Source organism: Vibrio ruber DSM 16370 (assembly GCF_900163965.1).
Taxonomy (GTDB): domain Bacteria; phylum Pseudomonadota; class Gammaproteobacteria; order Enterobacterales; family Vibrionaceae; genus Vibrio; species Vibrio ruber.
Genome location: NZ_FULE01000008.1, coordinates 73019 through 87157 on the forward strand (window position 1 = coordinate 73019; position 14139 = coordinate 87157).

The window sequence follows — 14139 nt, forward strand, 5'->3', positions numbered from 1 at the left end:
CACGAGCGATGCAATACATCAGATCTGCATCGCGGTGACGGTGCCCTGATGAATGGCTCGTTTAGCATCGAGTTCGGCTGCGATATCAGCGCCGCCGATCAAATGAAAGGGTTTATTCAGCCCCTCAGTCAAAGTGCGTAAAGGCTCCTGTCCGGCACAAATGATCACATGATCCACGTCAAGGCATTGCTCTTCCTGATTGACACGCAGCCACAGCCCGTCATCATCGATCCGCAAATAGTCACAGCCTGATATCATCCGGACGCCTTTTTGCTGCAAGCTGGTACGGTGAATCCAGCCGGTGGTTTTCCCTAACTCAGCGCCGACTTTGGTGGTTTTTCGCTGCAACAGATAAATCTGGCGCGGTGATTTTGGGATATGGGGTTGAACGCCTTCGATCCCACCGCGAGCCTTGAGTGTCATATCAATCCCCCATTGCTGCATAAATGTCCGGGGTGTCGTCAGGTCTGTCTGGTGCGTTTCATGCGACAGATATTCCGCGATATCAAACCCAATCCCACCGGCCCCGATGATCGCAACTCGCTGGCCGACAGGGTCGTGGTCACGTAAGACATCAAGATAACTGAGCACTTTCGAGTGATTCATCCCCTCAATCGCGGGAGTTCGGGGGGAGACACCTGTTGCGATGATCACCTCATCCGCATCCGACTGATTGAGTTGTTCGACATCAACATGTTTGTTGAGCTGAATATCGACCTGCAACAACTCAAGTTGACGACGAAAATAGCGCAGTGTCTCGTGAAACTCTGATTTTCCCGGAATCTGTTTGGCAATATTAAATTGGCCGCCGATTGCAGAAGACGCATCGTATAGGGTGACGTGATGACCGCGCCGTGCCGCTGTCACCGCTGCGGCCAGCCCGGCCGGTCCAGCACCGATAACCGCAATCCGCTTCGGCTGAGCCGTGAGGCTGACCACCAATTCGGTTTCATGACAAGCAAACGGGTTGACCAGGCAACTGGCGATCTTACCGACAAAGACATGGTCGAGACACGCTTGATTACAGCCGATACAGGTATTGATTTCATCACTGCGACCATGCCGGGCTTTGTGAACAAATTCGGGATCGGCCAGAAAAGGGCGCGCCATGGAAACCATATCGGCATCTCCGCGGGCGAGTACGTTTTCAGCCATTTCCGGAGTATTAATCCGGTTGGTGGTGATCACCGGGATGTTAAATGCCTGACGAAAATGTTTCGTGACCCACGTAAACGCTGCCCGGGGGACACAGGTTGCGATGGTCGGGATTCTGGCCTCATGCCAGCCAATACCGGTATTGATCAAAGTCGCTCCGGCAGCTTCGATGGCCTGACCGAGTTCGGTGATTTCTGCGGCACTTGAGCCCCTCTCAACCAAATCCAGCATCGAAAGGCGATAGATGAGGATGAAATGCGGCCCGACAGCTTCCCTGACGCGTCGTACCACTTCCAGCGGGAAACGGATACGCTGGTGATAGCTTCCTCCCCACTGATCGTCGCGTTGGTTGGTGCGGGTGGCAATAAACTGATTCAGCAGATAGCCCTCTGAACCCATGATTTCGACACCATCATAACCGGCCTGTTGTGCATTCAGTGCCGTTTGCACAAAGTCACTGAGCTGTTTTTCAATGCCTTGCTCATCGAGAGCCTTCGGTGTGAAGCGGTTAATCGGTGCTTGAATCGCCGAGGGCGCGACCAGTGCGGGGTTATAGGCATATCGTCCGGTGTGCAGGATTTGCAGGCAGATTTTTCCGCCTTCGGCATGAACCGCCTGTGTGACCATCCGGTGTGCCTGAATCTGTGCAGCGCTGGTCAGTCCGGGACTCTGCGGATGGGTGGCGCCTTCAGGATTCGGGCCGATACCGCCGGTCACAATCAAGCCGACCCCGCCTCTGGCGCGTTCAGCGTAGTAAGCTGCAAGACGTTTTTCACCGTGGGGGATATCTTCTAATCCGGTGTGCATCGACCCCATCAACACTCGGTTTTTCAAGGTGGTAAAGCCTAAGTCCAATGGTTGGAATAAGTGTGGATAGCGCGGATGAGCCGATGCAGTCATGAATGATGTCCCTCAATGATTCGCCTGACAGTGTCAATATTGTCGATGATTTTGACACTGTCAAGATTCATGTTAATTTACAGAGTATGAAATCAAGAAAATTGAACTACCATCATGGTGATTTGCGCCGAAGCCTGTTGCAGTCAGCCAGCCTCATGCTGGGAGAGACCGGAATCGAAGGGTTGTCACTACGTAAACTGGCAGACCACGTCGGTGTGTCACGAACCGCGTTATATCACCATTTTCAGGATAAAAATGAATTACTCTGCGCGTTGGCTGAGCAGGGGTTTCATCACTGGTATCAGCGTACCCGTCAATTAATCGCAAGCGCTGAGTCTGATCACCACGAGACGTTTCGCCGCTTCTTCTATCACTATATTCATGATGCGACCACAACACCGGAAACATACGAGCTGATGTTTGGCCGCGCGATCTGGAAACAGGCGCAAGCGACGCCTGCATTAAAAGAAATTGCCTACCGCTGTTTTCAGTATCAGGTGGAAATTACCGCTCACTGGCAGCAACAGGGGCTTTTCCCTCAGGCTGAGGCTACCGTGCGCCTTGCACAGGTCATCTGGAGTACCATGCACGGTTTAGCGCGATTAGTTATTGATGGCGTGTATGCCGATAGTCAACATATTGATGATATGTGTGACTGTGCGATTCGGATGTTGCTGACATCGAAAACTGAGGAATGAAACAGAGACAGAAGAAAAACATGTTGGGTATTGCCTTGGGCTGTGGCGCCACCCAAACATGTGGGGGAATTTTGCTAAAAATTACTCAGTCGATTGGAATCAACCGATAAAATGTGAGCTATGCGCTGAATAGAATCTCTCCGGATTCATTAAGACAAAGATGAGCTTGATGATTTTTGAGTAATTGAACGGCAAGCATCGGACTGACGGCTAACAACTCACCTTTGGTATGGGAAATCGGCGCTTCCCATGCGTGGTCTCTGTGTTTTCCGTTTTGATCAAACTGAACTAAAACTTTCATATTTACTTCTCCTCAACAACGGTTTTTATTGAATTTTTTTAGTAACCTGAAAGTAAACGTAGCGTAAATGAACTGTTACTTCATTAGCTAAAAGTGAAAGATTAATTTGATAAAATGATTATTAATATCATTAGTAAATATTACATCATACTTACATTCGATTATCTTACTATAGCTATTGAATATGGAGTGATTGTGCCTGACAGTACATCAGGTGAGCGGAGATAGTCGGTTCCTCCCTTGCGTGCTGATAAGTCAGGATGATTTTCCTTATCAAATTTTGAATATGGTTCATAAAGTATCACCTCTATCCGTGATCTCACCGAGTGATGGCAGTTGCTGGTGTCATATACTGAACTGTACTGCGTCCTTATCAGCGACAGACCTGTTACCTGTGTCAAGTCGTTGCGGTGGTGCAGACTGATGAAACGGCCGAAGCATATGATCGATAATGTGGAGAGATATGAATGAGAATTGTGATTGCCCCTGATTCATTTAAAGAGAGCCTGAGTGCTGTTGAGGTGGCTGAGATTATAGCGCATAGCTGGCAGCAAGTTTTCCCTGAGGCGGAGTGTATTCACAAACCGGTTACCGATGGCGGGGAAGGGTTTGTTGATGCAATGGTCTGCGCTTCTCAAGGGCAAAAAATCACCGCACGGGTTCAGAACCCGCTTGGGGTTACTATTGATGCAGCGTGGGGACTGAGCCACGATCGACAAACGGCATTTATCGAAATGGCGGCAGCCAGCGGATTGGCGTTGCTGGCGACTGAGCAACGTAACCCGCTGCTGACCACAAGTTTCGGCACCGGAGAATTGATCCGGGCTGCACTTGATGAGGGCGTTCGTCATCTGGTGCTGGGCATTGGTGGTAGTGCGACCAATGATGGTGGTGTCGGGATGATGCAGGCTTTGGGCGCATCGTTTGTTGATGCACAAGGGCAAAAGTTGTCGCCCGGCGGAGCGATGTTGTCTCAGCTTGATTCGATTGATCTCTCCGGTTTAGATTCACGCTTGCAGTCATGTCAGATTGAGGTGGCCTGTGATGTGACGAATCCATTGACCGGGGAGACGGGGGCGTCGGCGATTTATGGGCCACAGAAAGGTGCAACACCGGCAATGGTACGGGCGCTGGATAGAGCCTTGACAAATTATGCCGGGGTTATTGAAAGACAGCTCGGTAAAACCGTTGACTCGCAGCCCGGAGCCGGGGCTGCCGGTGGCGTGGGTGCCGCGCTGATGGCGTTTCTCGATGCACAATTGTCCCCGGGGATTGAACTGGTGATCAAAGCATTGGATCTGGCACCGGAGATTGCCCGTTGCGATTTAGTGATTACCGGTGAAGGATGTCTTGATTCACAGAGTCTCAATGGCAAAGTACCGGTTGGGATAGCCCGGCTTGCAAAACGTTACGGGAAACCGGTGATTGCGATTGCCGGCAGTGTAAAGGCAACCCACCAGCAGCTCCGTGAGGTTGGTATTGATGCCGCTTTTGGTACGGTACAATCAGTGATGACACTTGAAGATGCATTGACTCAGGCCAGTCATCACCTTGAGCAGACCACTACTCAGATTGCTCGTTTGGTACACATTGCTGGCAGGCAGATCACAAGTGAGTCGGTATAAAGCGCAAAAATTTGTGGTTCTCAGGACAAAAAATCAGCTAACATCTTGAAAATTACCTATAAACCGCCACAATTTGATTAGTAAGAAATCGATAAGTAAAAAATAGATCGTCATCAAGCGAAGTGATTCAATTGATGAATTTCGGTGGCAGCATAAAGTTTGGCGGCCCAATACTCGTGGGGGAATCGGATGAAACGACCATGGAAGTCATGGATAATATTAATGCTGTTGAGTGGGCTGATGGGATGTAGCAATACGGGATCTGTCACAAGCGAGTCAGTATCGGCAAGCCCGCGTGAGGCGAACCATACGGAACGCGAAAAAGTCATGCAGCAGATCGATCAATCTTATGGATATGAATTCGCGCCCCAAAGCGATGTTGCAACGCAGGAGACATCGAGCACCCCTGCTGGTGTGAGTGACATGCCCGAGAAGATGACCGTTGAGCCGGATCGCGAGAATAAAACGGCTTTGGTTGAGGCTCAGGAGATGAACCCTGTTACCGAGGAATCTTCCCCTCAGCCGGCAAAAGCCGATCAGCAAGATTGGGCCTACCTGCCGGGAATCGATGAAAAGTTTCCGACTCAGCTCGATCAGGATGCAGAAATATCCCGGTTATCGGTGACGGATATCAGCTATTTTCAACGCAGTGGTCAGGACTGGGTTCAGTTCAGTATGCAGTCGGGTCAGCGTAAAAGCGCTTCCGTCAGTTTACCGATCATGCGTTGGATGAATACCGCATCAGGCAAAACACATACGGCCGATGAACGACATGCGGTGGTGGTGACGTGGGTTGAATTTGGTCAAGCGATCAAAGAGCGAACTGAATTTATGTTGGTCGATGCTGCGCAGCAGAGTCGTTACCCCGTCAGGATCGGACAAAGCTTTTTCCGGGATATGGCGTCGCATGAAACCGCTCAGCTTATTGAGTTTTTTCACTAATAATATGAATAAAAAATAAAATGATGGTTTAAAAACAAGCATTTGATATGACCTATTACTCAATGGCCTCAGATATTTTGATTTCTGAGGCCATTTTTTATCAAAACTATCCTTGTAACACGCCAGTTTAGCTCTTTATCCAATAGAAGACTTCAATTCAACGACACGATCACAAATTGATATTTCGTTTTAAAAATATATAGACGAGAATAACAAAAAAATGAAGTGCTATCTCTCTTAAATTCAATTCGGTGATACGCTATATGCGATCTGATTTATATTTTGGATCTATATATGAGTGGTTTGTCATGCTGTTCTTCATTTGTGGAGAAACTGCCTGATAAACCTCGATATCAGCGTTTTAACGCAAAGGAGAAAACATGAAGGAAAGAACACAACGACAATGGCTAGGTTTCAATACGAGACAGATCCGGGGCAAAGCTGCACCAGTTCTGACAGTTATCGCTGCCTTGATGATCCCATTTACAGGGGCAATGGCCAGCAGTGAAGCAGATGTCAGTACGGCATCGTCAGGTTTTGCTGCATATTATGCTTCAGAGTCATTTGCCGGACTGGCAAATAATGGTGGGGTTGAAGATGGATTAACTAACTGGTCATCGATTGGTGGTTATATCACCCGTACCAATCAGGCAAGTCATAGTGGTGCGGCAAGTGTACAGATTTTAAACCGCAACGCGACTTGGAATGGCATTACATTTAAGCCTGCGCCATTAATCAATGGTAAAAAGTATAATGTATCCGTCTGGGTCAGACTGGCTCCGGGATCTCAGAGTACTAACATTATCCTGACTGGTAAACGGACAGATGATAGTGATAGTTCGACCACTAACGAATATACCCGGATTGCAAGCGCACGCGCCACCGACTACCAGTGGACTGAGCTGAAAGGTTCATACACCCAGTCCGGCACACCGTTCCAGCATTTCATCATTGAATCTGACAATAGCAGAGTCAGTTACTATGCAGATGACATGTCGGTTGAAGATGTTGGCGGTGGTGATCCCGGCGATCCTGGTAACCCCGGAAACGGTAAAAAATTCGTCGGAAATATCACCACTTCTGGTCAGGTTCGCGGGGATTTCGCCAGATATTGGGATCAGATCACACCTGAAAATGAAGGTAAATGGGGATCCGTTGAAAGAACGCGTGATGTTTACAACTGGAGTGGGGTTGATGCCTCTTATAACTATGCGAAACAGCATAACATTCCGTTTAAACAGCATACGTTTGTCTGGGGAAATCAGTATCCGACCTGGATGGATAGATTAAGTCCATCTGAGCAGGCGGGCGAAATCGAAGAATGGATCCGTGATTTCTGTCATCGCTATCCTGATGTTGCGATGATTGATGTTGTGAACGAAGCAACACCGGGCCATGCGCCGGCTGAGTACGCCAGAAGAGCCTTTGGTAATGATTGGATCATCAAGTCATTCCAACTGGCACGTAAATATTGTCCGAATGCAACATTGATTCTGAACGATTACAACGTGTTAAGCTGGAACACAAATGAGTTCATCGCGATGGCAAGACCTGCCGTACAAGCTGGGGTTGTCGATGCAATCGGGCTACAAGCACATGGTTTGGAAAACTTCTCAGTATCTCAATTGCAAGCAAATCTGAATAAGATCGCAGCGTTAGGGCTACCGATTTATATTTCTGAATATGACGTTGCCAGAGGGAATGATCAGGAACAACTGAATGTCATGAGACAACAGTTCCCGTTATTCTATAACTCTGATGCGGTTGCTGGGATTACGTTGTGGGGATATGTTGTCGGCAGAACATGGGTCGATGGCTCTGGTCTGATTTATGATAACGGATCACCACGTCCGGCAATGAATTGGCTGATGAACTACTTAGGCCGATAATCAATGGAGTGATGCAGATATGTTCTGTTCACCATTTGGAACCGGTGGTTGAACGAGCGTATTGATCTACTACATTGACGATCCCCTCGGGCATTTGTCTGAGGGGATTTTTCATATCTGGGGATTGGTAGCGGGTTATTTATATCCGGTTATTTATTGCCGGTCATTTGGAGGAAGCATCGCGATAGTGACATCCGTCATGACCCATCTTATGGTTGATAGTTGAGCGTCGAATATAAAAAAGCCAGTGGGATGATTCCCACTGGCAAACCGTATTTCATGGTGCAATAGAGTGCACCGGGAGATTTAGGAGACTGCTTTTGCTTTGTCTAAAGCTAACTGAGGTTTGAGCATTGCATAACCGATACCGGTGATTGCAGTACCAACCGCGATAGCAACCAGATACATCAGCACTGGTGAAATTGCATTTGGAATCAACAGTACGAACAGACCACCGTGAGGCGCCATCAGTTTTGCACCGAACAGCATTGACAATGCGCCTGTCACTGCACCACCTGCCATACAAGCCGGGATAACGCGCATTGGGTCTTTAGCTGCAAATGGAATCGCACCTTCTGAGATGAAGCACAGACCCAGCACGAATGATGCTTTACCGGCTTCTTGTTCACTTTTCTCAAATTTGCTTTTGGCAATAAAGGTTGCAACACCCATACCGAGTGCAGGCACCATACCGGCAGCCATGATTGCAGCCATTGGCAGGTACTGTTGAGAAGCCAGCAGACCCACACCGAAGGTATAGGCTGCTTTGTTGACCGGGCCACCCAAGTCAAAGCACATCATTGCACCGAGAATAATACCCAGCAGAATCGCGTTGCCTGATCCCATGTTTTCAAGGAATGAGGTCATCGCTGCCATGATATTCGCAACAGGCGTACCCACGATATAAATCATGATCAAACCCGTTGCCAGTGTGGCTAAGAATGGGATGATCAGAATCGGTTTTAAAGCTTCCATTGACTGAGGCAGCTGCACTTTATCTGCGATCAGTTTAGCTGTATAACCGGCGATGAAACCGGCAACAATCCCACCAAGGAAACCAGAACCAATCGAGCTGGCTAACATACCACCGACTAGGCCGGGAGCAAGTCCGGGACGATCGGCAATCGAGAAGGCAATGTAACCTGCCAGAACCGGAATCATCAGAGCAAATGCTGAACCGCCACCGATTTTCATCAGTGCCGCAGCAAGTGTGCCTTCTTCTTTAAAGGCTTCAATCCCGAAAACAAATGACAGTGCGATGATCAAACCACCGGCAACAACCACCGGCAGCATATGTGATACGCCTGTCATCAGGTGTTTATAAACCCCTTTTTTCTCTTCGGTTGCCGCTTCACTGGAACCGGCAGACCCTTGATAGACAGTTGCCTGAACGAATGCTTTTTCGATCTCTTCTTTCGTTTTCTTCAGTGCCGGGCCGGTTTTGGTCCGGTAGAGTTTTTTACCGTTGAAACGATCCAGTGCGACTTCAATATCAGCGGCGATGATAACGAGATCAGCCGCGGCAATATCTTCGGCTGTCAGCTGGTTTTTTGCACCGACCGAACCGCGGGTTTCCACTTTAATCTGGTGACCCATCGCTTGCGCGGTATTTTCCAGTGCTTCCGCAGCCATAAATGTGTGTGCAACCCCGGTAGGACAGGCCGTAATCGCAACGATTTTCTTGGCTGTACCGGCTGATGGCGCTGACACAGTCGCGACAGGCTGCGCTTTATCAAGGACTTGTGCCTGCTCCGCGGCTGTTTTCAGATAAGCGGTCGGATCCGCTGTACATGCGGCAATATCGCTTTGGTAAACTTTTTTGCCAACGAAACGGGTGGTATCAACAGGTGTATTGGCAGCAATGACAACCAGCTCAGCTTCAGCAATATCGGCATCGGTGAGGGTATAGCCATCGACAACGGAAGAGTGACATTCAACCGTTGCTGACCAATTCAGAGACTTTGCTGCTTGCTCTAACAGACCGGCAGCGAGAATACTATTTGCGACGCCGCTCGGGCACGCGGTAATAATGGCAATTTTCATAGTTACGACCTTATTGTTGTCCTTAATTACTAGCCTCAGGGCTATACGGTTGTAATTGGATCTGCTGTTGTAGGGTGTTTAACTCTTGGATATCGGCGACACCGACACCCACCTGACTCACTGCTAGTGCAGATAGTGCCGTTGCAAAGGTAAGTAGTTCCTCCTTCTTCATGGACTGCATGTGTCCCCAGCACAGCCCGGCAACCAGTGTATCCCCGGCGCCGACGGTACTGACGACATTCATCCGCGGTGGTTTTGCATGTAGCCATTGATTGTTGTTAAGCCACATCACCCCGTTTGCACCCATTGAGACGACGATATTCTCAATATCTTTTGCGGCGAGTTCACTCGCTGCTTGCTGGCATTCGGCCGCAGACTCAAGCGGTCTGCCGACGAAATGAGACAGTTCTTCATCATTGGGTTTAATCAGCCAAGGATGCGCATTCAGACCGGCAGCAAGCGCGTCACGGCTGCTGTCGAACAACACTTTTTTACCCAGTTGGTGCAGTTTCTCGATCCAGGATGCACACAGCTGAGGTGAAACGCCTTGCGGTAAACTGCCCGCCAGAACGAAATATTCGTGGTCTTCGGCCAGACGGAACAACGTTTTTTCAAATTCGTCAATGGCTTGTGATGACACTTCAACACCGGGGAAGTTGATATCGCTGACTTCACCGGAAGTTTCAACCAGCTTGACGTTGATTCGGGTTGCTCCGTCAACACGGATGAATTCATCCGTTGCACCCATGGCTTCAAATAACTGACAAAAGATATCTTGATTGTCTTTGCCCAGAAAACCGGTCACTGTTACTTCAGCACCCAGGTCACTGAGTACCTGAGCGACGTTGACCCCTTTTCCTGCGGCATGAAGCGAGCCTTGATTTACCAGACTGACAGAACCAACCTGCAAGGTGTCAAGGCTGCCCGTCAGATCCAGTGCCGGGTTGAGTGTAATGGTGACTACTCGGTTCGTCATAATGCTCCCTTACTGTTCGCCTAAACCGGCATTAATTGCCGCACCCAGTGCTTCAATAGCCTGGCTGGCATCAGCGCCGTTGGCGGTAAATTCAAGTCTGTGTCCGCATTTCACGCCCAGTGCGATGACTTTCATCAAACTCTTGGCATTGACTGCTTTCCCATCACCGTCGAGGTTGGCGACTTTGATGTCAGATTCAAATTTCTTCGCTTCCGCCACCAGCATCGCTCCCGGACGCGCGTGCAGGCCATGAGCATTTTTCACTTGGAAAACCGCAGTGTTGGCGTCGTTATCTGCGCCTGCCGGTGTTGATTCGGCTAAACCGAATGCCGCCAGAACTGCCTGCTTGTCACTGGTAAATAGGGTGTCTTGTTTTTTCTGGAACACAATGTCAGTGATTTTTTGCATCAGTGGCTGATGTGCACCATTGCAAGCTGCAACCACAAGCAGTCCTTTAACCGGCTGTCCTTGTACGTCAAAAGCATCGCTGGCAGTAATGAATGCCAGACCGGTGCGGGTAACACCACGATTGCTACTGGTGAGCCACAGCCCGCCACCGAGTGGCGTTGCTTCTTTGGCGATCACGTCTGCAACAAAATCGCTGCTGACACACCCTTTGTTTTTCAGCAGGCCACTGGCTACGGCTGTCAGCGGTGTCATATCGGTTGCCGGGAATTGCAGTTGAATCAGTGAGTCATCAAAGTCAGCTTCAAACTGAACGTCACCATTGAGCAGGGCGATGATTTCCTGCGCTTGCGTTGCCTGTTGCAATTTTTGCTCAACACCATCGGCTGACAGCACTTTGGTCAGTTGTTTCAGAATGCCGAGATGTTCATCAGATTTGGCGGCAATCCCGATGGCAACATAAACGGTGTTGCCATCGCCCCAGTCAACACCCTGAGGAAAATGATGCACCGCGACACCGGTTTCTTTGACTAAAGAGCGGGTGTCGGTTGTTCCGTGGGGAATGGCAATACCATTACCGAGGAATGTTGAATTTTGTGCTTCCCGGTTGAGCATTCCATCGACGTAACCCGTATCGACAAGTCCTTTTTCACTCAGATGGGCAGCAATCGCGCGAATCGCATCTTGTTTGTTCGATTGAGACTGTCCTAAGTGGATGTCATTAGGAGTGAGTTGCAGCATGTTTGGCCCCTTTCATTGCCTTATTTGGCGCTTTGAGTGCGGACACATCCGATAGCTCTTTGGTGGAGTTTCTGGTCGGGGATCTTATCCCGAGTGTCGGCACAATCGTTTTATTAGTAAAATAGCTGAATCGGTTCAGTTTCTATTTAAAAAAAGTCAGCAAAAATCACTTCACGTGGCTCATAATATTGAAGTCATCTAATAAATAGTCCAAAAAACTAGATTTCGCTATCATTTTTGAATTTTGCTGAATCCTTTCAGCTTTTATAGTGAATCGATTCAGCATATAGTTCAATCCTATTGAGGATCTTAATTTTTATTTCTATGATCCGACGCACACTAAAAAGAGTAGCGATATGACACTAGATGAAATTGCCAAATTAGCGGGCGTGTCTAAAACCACTGCAAGTTATGTGATCAATGGAAAAGCACAAAAGTATCGCATCAGTGAAAAGACCCAGTTGAAAGTTATGGATGTGGTAAATGCGCATAATTACCGTCCCGATCATACTGCTTCTGCTCTGCGTGCCGGGAACAGTCGGTCATTCGGCTTAATTATCCCGGATTTGGAGAACACCAGTTATGCACGTTTATCTAAATTACTGGAACAAAATTCCAGACAAGCGGGATATCAAATCCTCATTGCCTGCTCAGATGACAATCCTGAAACTGAAATATCCGTCGCCAATACACTGATTGCTCGCCGGATCGATGCACTGTTTGTTGCCAGCTCAATTCCCAATGCCAGTGAATTCTATTACGGGCTGCAGCAAGCCGGGACACCGGTCATTGCCATTGACCGCCCGTTAGATGATGAGTTTTTCGCTTGTGTCGTCAGTGAAGATTATAGTGCTGCCTTGGAGCTGACCGAATCGGTGCTCGATGATCAGCTTCAGTCGATTGGTTTGATTGGCGCGTTGCCGGAGCTGAGTATTTCTACTGATCGTCAGTTGGGGTTTGAAGCGGCGGTGAAAAACAGAGGAATTCAGATTTTAGAAGGGTACGGCAATCACTTTAACCGTGAAGAAGGAAAGAGAGTCTTCTCCGGATGGGTGGATAAAGGCACCGTGCCGGAAGCCATTGTCTCGACCTCATATACCTTGCTGGAAGGGATTTTGGATGTCCTGCTGGAACACCCGCAGCTGATGGACAACATCCGCCTGGCAACCTTCGGGGATAACCGGCTACTGGACTTTTTACCGCTGAAAATTAACTCCTTACCACAGCAGTTTGAACTGATTGCCGACAGTGCGCTGGCCGTCGCTTTAAATGCAACAGCCAAACGTCATCAGCCCGGGATTGAGTTGGTTCCGCGGAAGTTAACTGTGCGTCGCAATCCAAGCCTGTCATGATGGCGTAAATCATGACGTGGTTGATGTAAGTCGGGTGACCATCTGGCACAAGGTTATCCTGATACAGGTACACAGATACAGATCGTCACCCAAATCGAGCCACGCACGTCATCAGCATGGTTTATAGCTGTCCGACGATTGAAAACATCATCGGGATACTGAACCGATGGCGATAAGTTCCAGAACCTTCAGAGACCTCATACAGATTCGGAAAACAGTTGTAATTACTGTAGGGGTACTCTGCCATTTCAAAAGTAATCCCGGCATTTGTGAGCGCGTTAATTACATCGGACAGCGGATGTAAATATTCATAAGTGGTATACGACCCATGATCATCAGGACTATTGACATATGATTTCTGGTCTGAAAATGTGACAGCGTCACCTTGATTGCAGTAATCATACCCAATGCTATTGAATTCATCGTCGAGTACATTGAGAAACGGATGAAATTCAACCATCACCAAGCGACCGCCATCTTTTAAGTGCCGGCGGATCACTTGCGCCCATTGATTCAGATCGGACAACCAGTTGATCACCCCATAAGAGGTGTAGATGATGTCAAACTTCTGATCCAGTTGCAGTTCTAAGACATCTTGGCAGACGAATTTTGCCGGTATATTCAATTCAGCAGCCAGTGCTGTGGCAGTTTTGATCGCCTCAGGTGAATAATCTACCCCGGTTACATGCGCTCCGGCATGTGCTAATGACAGGGTATCTTGGCCAAAATGACACTGCAGATGAAGGATCTTTTTACCTTGCAGATCCCCCAGCAGTTGTTTGTCGAGCGCTTTGAGCGAGTCAGGGTTTTTCTTGAATTCATCCATGGCGTAGAAATCGGAGCGGACATGAATCGGCACCCATGCGTTCCATACATGAATATTTTTAGTATTCACAGTTGTCAATTTTGGTGATCCTCATTGATACGTTTGGGGAAAATTTTACCATATGCATCGCAAATAGTATCGAGACATTGTGTTTCGCTTCCGGAAAAACCAGTCGATGCCCACCCTTTGGGAATGACTTTATTCTCCGGCCAGATCGAATATTGCTTCGATTGATGATAAACGACTTGATAATTCATACTATCTCCGTGTAACTGGAATCGCGTTA

At 48.5% G+C, this 14139-nt stretch carries 12 protein-coding genes; 5 read left to right on the forward strand and 7 right to left on the reverse strand.

The window, feature by feature from the left end; genetic code table 11:
• Nucleotides 1-18: 18 nt before the first annotated feature.
• Complete coding sequence (locus VR7878_RS02230; protein ID WP_077333020.1) at nt 19-2055, reverse strand: NADPH-dependent 2,4-dienoyl-CoA reductase; 2037 nt, start codon at nt 2053-2055, stop codon at nt 19-21.
• A 2-nt stretch (nt 2056-2057) separates the two neighbouring features.
• Here VR7878_RS02230 and VR7878_RS02235 point away from each other — a divergent pair, with 2 nt between their 5' ends.
• The gene (locus tag VR7878_RS02235; protein WP_205409404.1) at nt 2058-2753 is read left to right on the forward strand and encodes a TetR/AcrR family transcriptional regulator; all 696 of its coding nucleotides are present in this window, start codon (nt 2058-2060) and stop codon (nt 2751-2753) included.
• A 118-nt stretch (nt 2754-2871) separates the two neighbouring features.
• On the opposite strand, the gene VR7878_RS02240 is transcribed toward VR7878_RS02235, so the two are convergent.
• Nucleotides 2872-3054 (reverse strand): hypothetical protein, encoded by a 183-nt coding sequence (locus VR7878_RS02240; protein WP_077333022.1) that lies wholly within the window; start codon nt 3052-3054, stop codon nt 2872-2874.
• A 467-nt stretch (nt 3055-3521) separates the two neighbouring features.
• Between VR7878_RS02240 and VR7878_RS02245 the strand changes: the two genes are divergently transcribed.
• From VR7878_RS02245 to VR7878_RS02255, 3 genes are all read left to right on the forward strand, one after another.
• A complete protein-coding gene (locus tag VR7878_RS02245; RefSeq protein ID WP_077333024.1) occupies nt 3522-4679 on the forward strand; it encodes a glycerate kinase in 1158 nt (385 codons plus the stop codon).
• 222 nt (nt 4680-4901) lie between these two features.
• Nucleotides 4902-5621 (forward strand): putative ATP-dependent zinc protease, encoded by a 720-nt coding sequence (locus VR7878_RS02250; protein WP_159440418.1) that lies wholly within the window; start codon nt 4902-4904, stop codon nt 5619-5621.
• Nucleotides 5622-6001: 380 nt separating this feature from the next.
• Nucleotides 6002-7510, forward strand: a complete 1509-nt coding sequence (locus VR7878_RS02255; protein WP_077333028.1) for an endo-1,4-beta-xylanase — start codon at nt 6002-6004, stop codon at nt 7508-7510.
• Between the two features lie 306 nt (nt 7511-7816).
• Here VR7878_RS02255 and fruA read toward each other — a convergent pair whose 3' ends face one another.
• From fruA to fruB, 3 genes are read right to left on the reverse strand one after another with little or no spacing between them, the layout of a single operon-like run.
• Complete coding sequence (gene fruA / locus VR7878_RS02260) at nt 7817-9553, reverse strand: PTS fructose transporter subunit IIBC (protein ID WP_077333030.1); 1737 nt, start codon at nt 9551-9553, stop codon at nt 7817-7819.
• Between the two features lie 22 nt (nt 9554-9575).
• Complete coding sequence (gene pfkB, locus VR7878_RS02265; protein WP_077333032.1) at nt 9576-10529, reverse strand: 1-phosphofructokinase; 954 nt, start codon at nt 10527-10529, stop codon at nt 9576-9578.
• Nucleotides 10530-10538: 9 nt separating this feature from the next.
• Entirely contained in the window at nt 10539-11675 is a 1137-nt protein-coding gene (gene fruB / locus VR7878_RS02270; RefSeq protein ID WP_077333034.1) for a fused PTS fructose transporter subunit IIA/HPr protein, read from the reverse strand.
• A gap of 356 nt (nt 11676-12031) precedes the next feature.
• Here fruB and cra point away from each other — a divergent pair, with 356 nt between their 5' ends.
• Nucleotides 12032-13027 (forward strand): catabolite repressor/activator, encoded by a 996-nt coding sequence (gene cra, locus VR7878_RS02275; RefSeq protein WP_077333036.1) that lies wholly within the window; start codon nt 12032-12034, stop codon nt 13025-13027.
• Nucleotides 13028-13148: 121 nt separating this feature from the next.
• On the opposite strand, the gene VR7878_RS02280 is transcribed toward cra, so the two are convergent.
• Together VR7878_RS02280 and VR7878_RS02285 are read right to left on the reverse strand one after the other, a co-directional pair.
• Nucleotides 13149-13922 (reverse strand): class I SAM-dependent methyltransferase, encoded by a 774-nt coding sequence (locus tag VR7878_RS02280; protein ID WP_235862835.1) that lies wholly within the window; start codon nt 13920-13922, stop codon nt 13149-13151.
• A 5-nt stretch (nt 13923-13927) separates the two neighbouring features.
• Nucleotides 13928-14110 (reverse strand): MbtH family NRPS accessory protein, encoded by a 183-nt coding sequence (locus VR7878_RS02285; protein WP_139343979.1) that lies wholly within the window; start codon nt 14108-14110, stop codon nt 13928-13930.
• Nucleotides 14111-14139 lie beyond the last annotated feature (29 nt).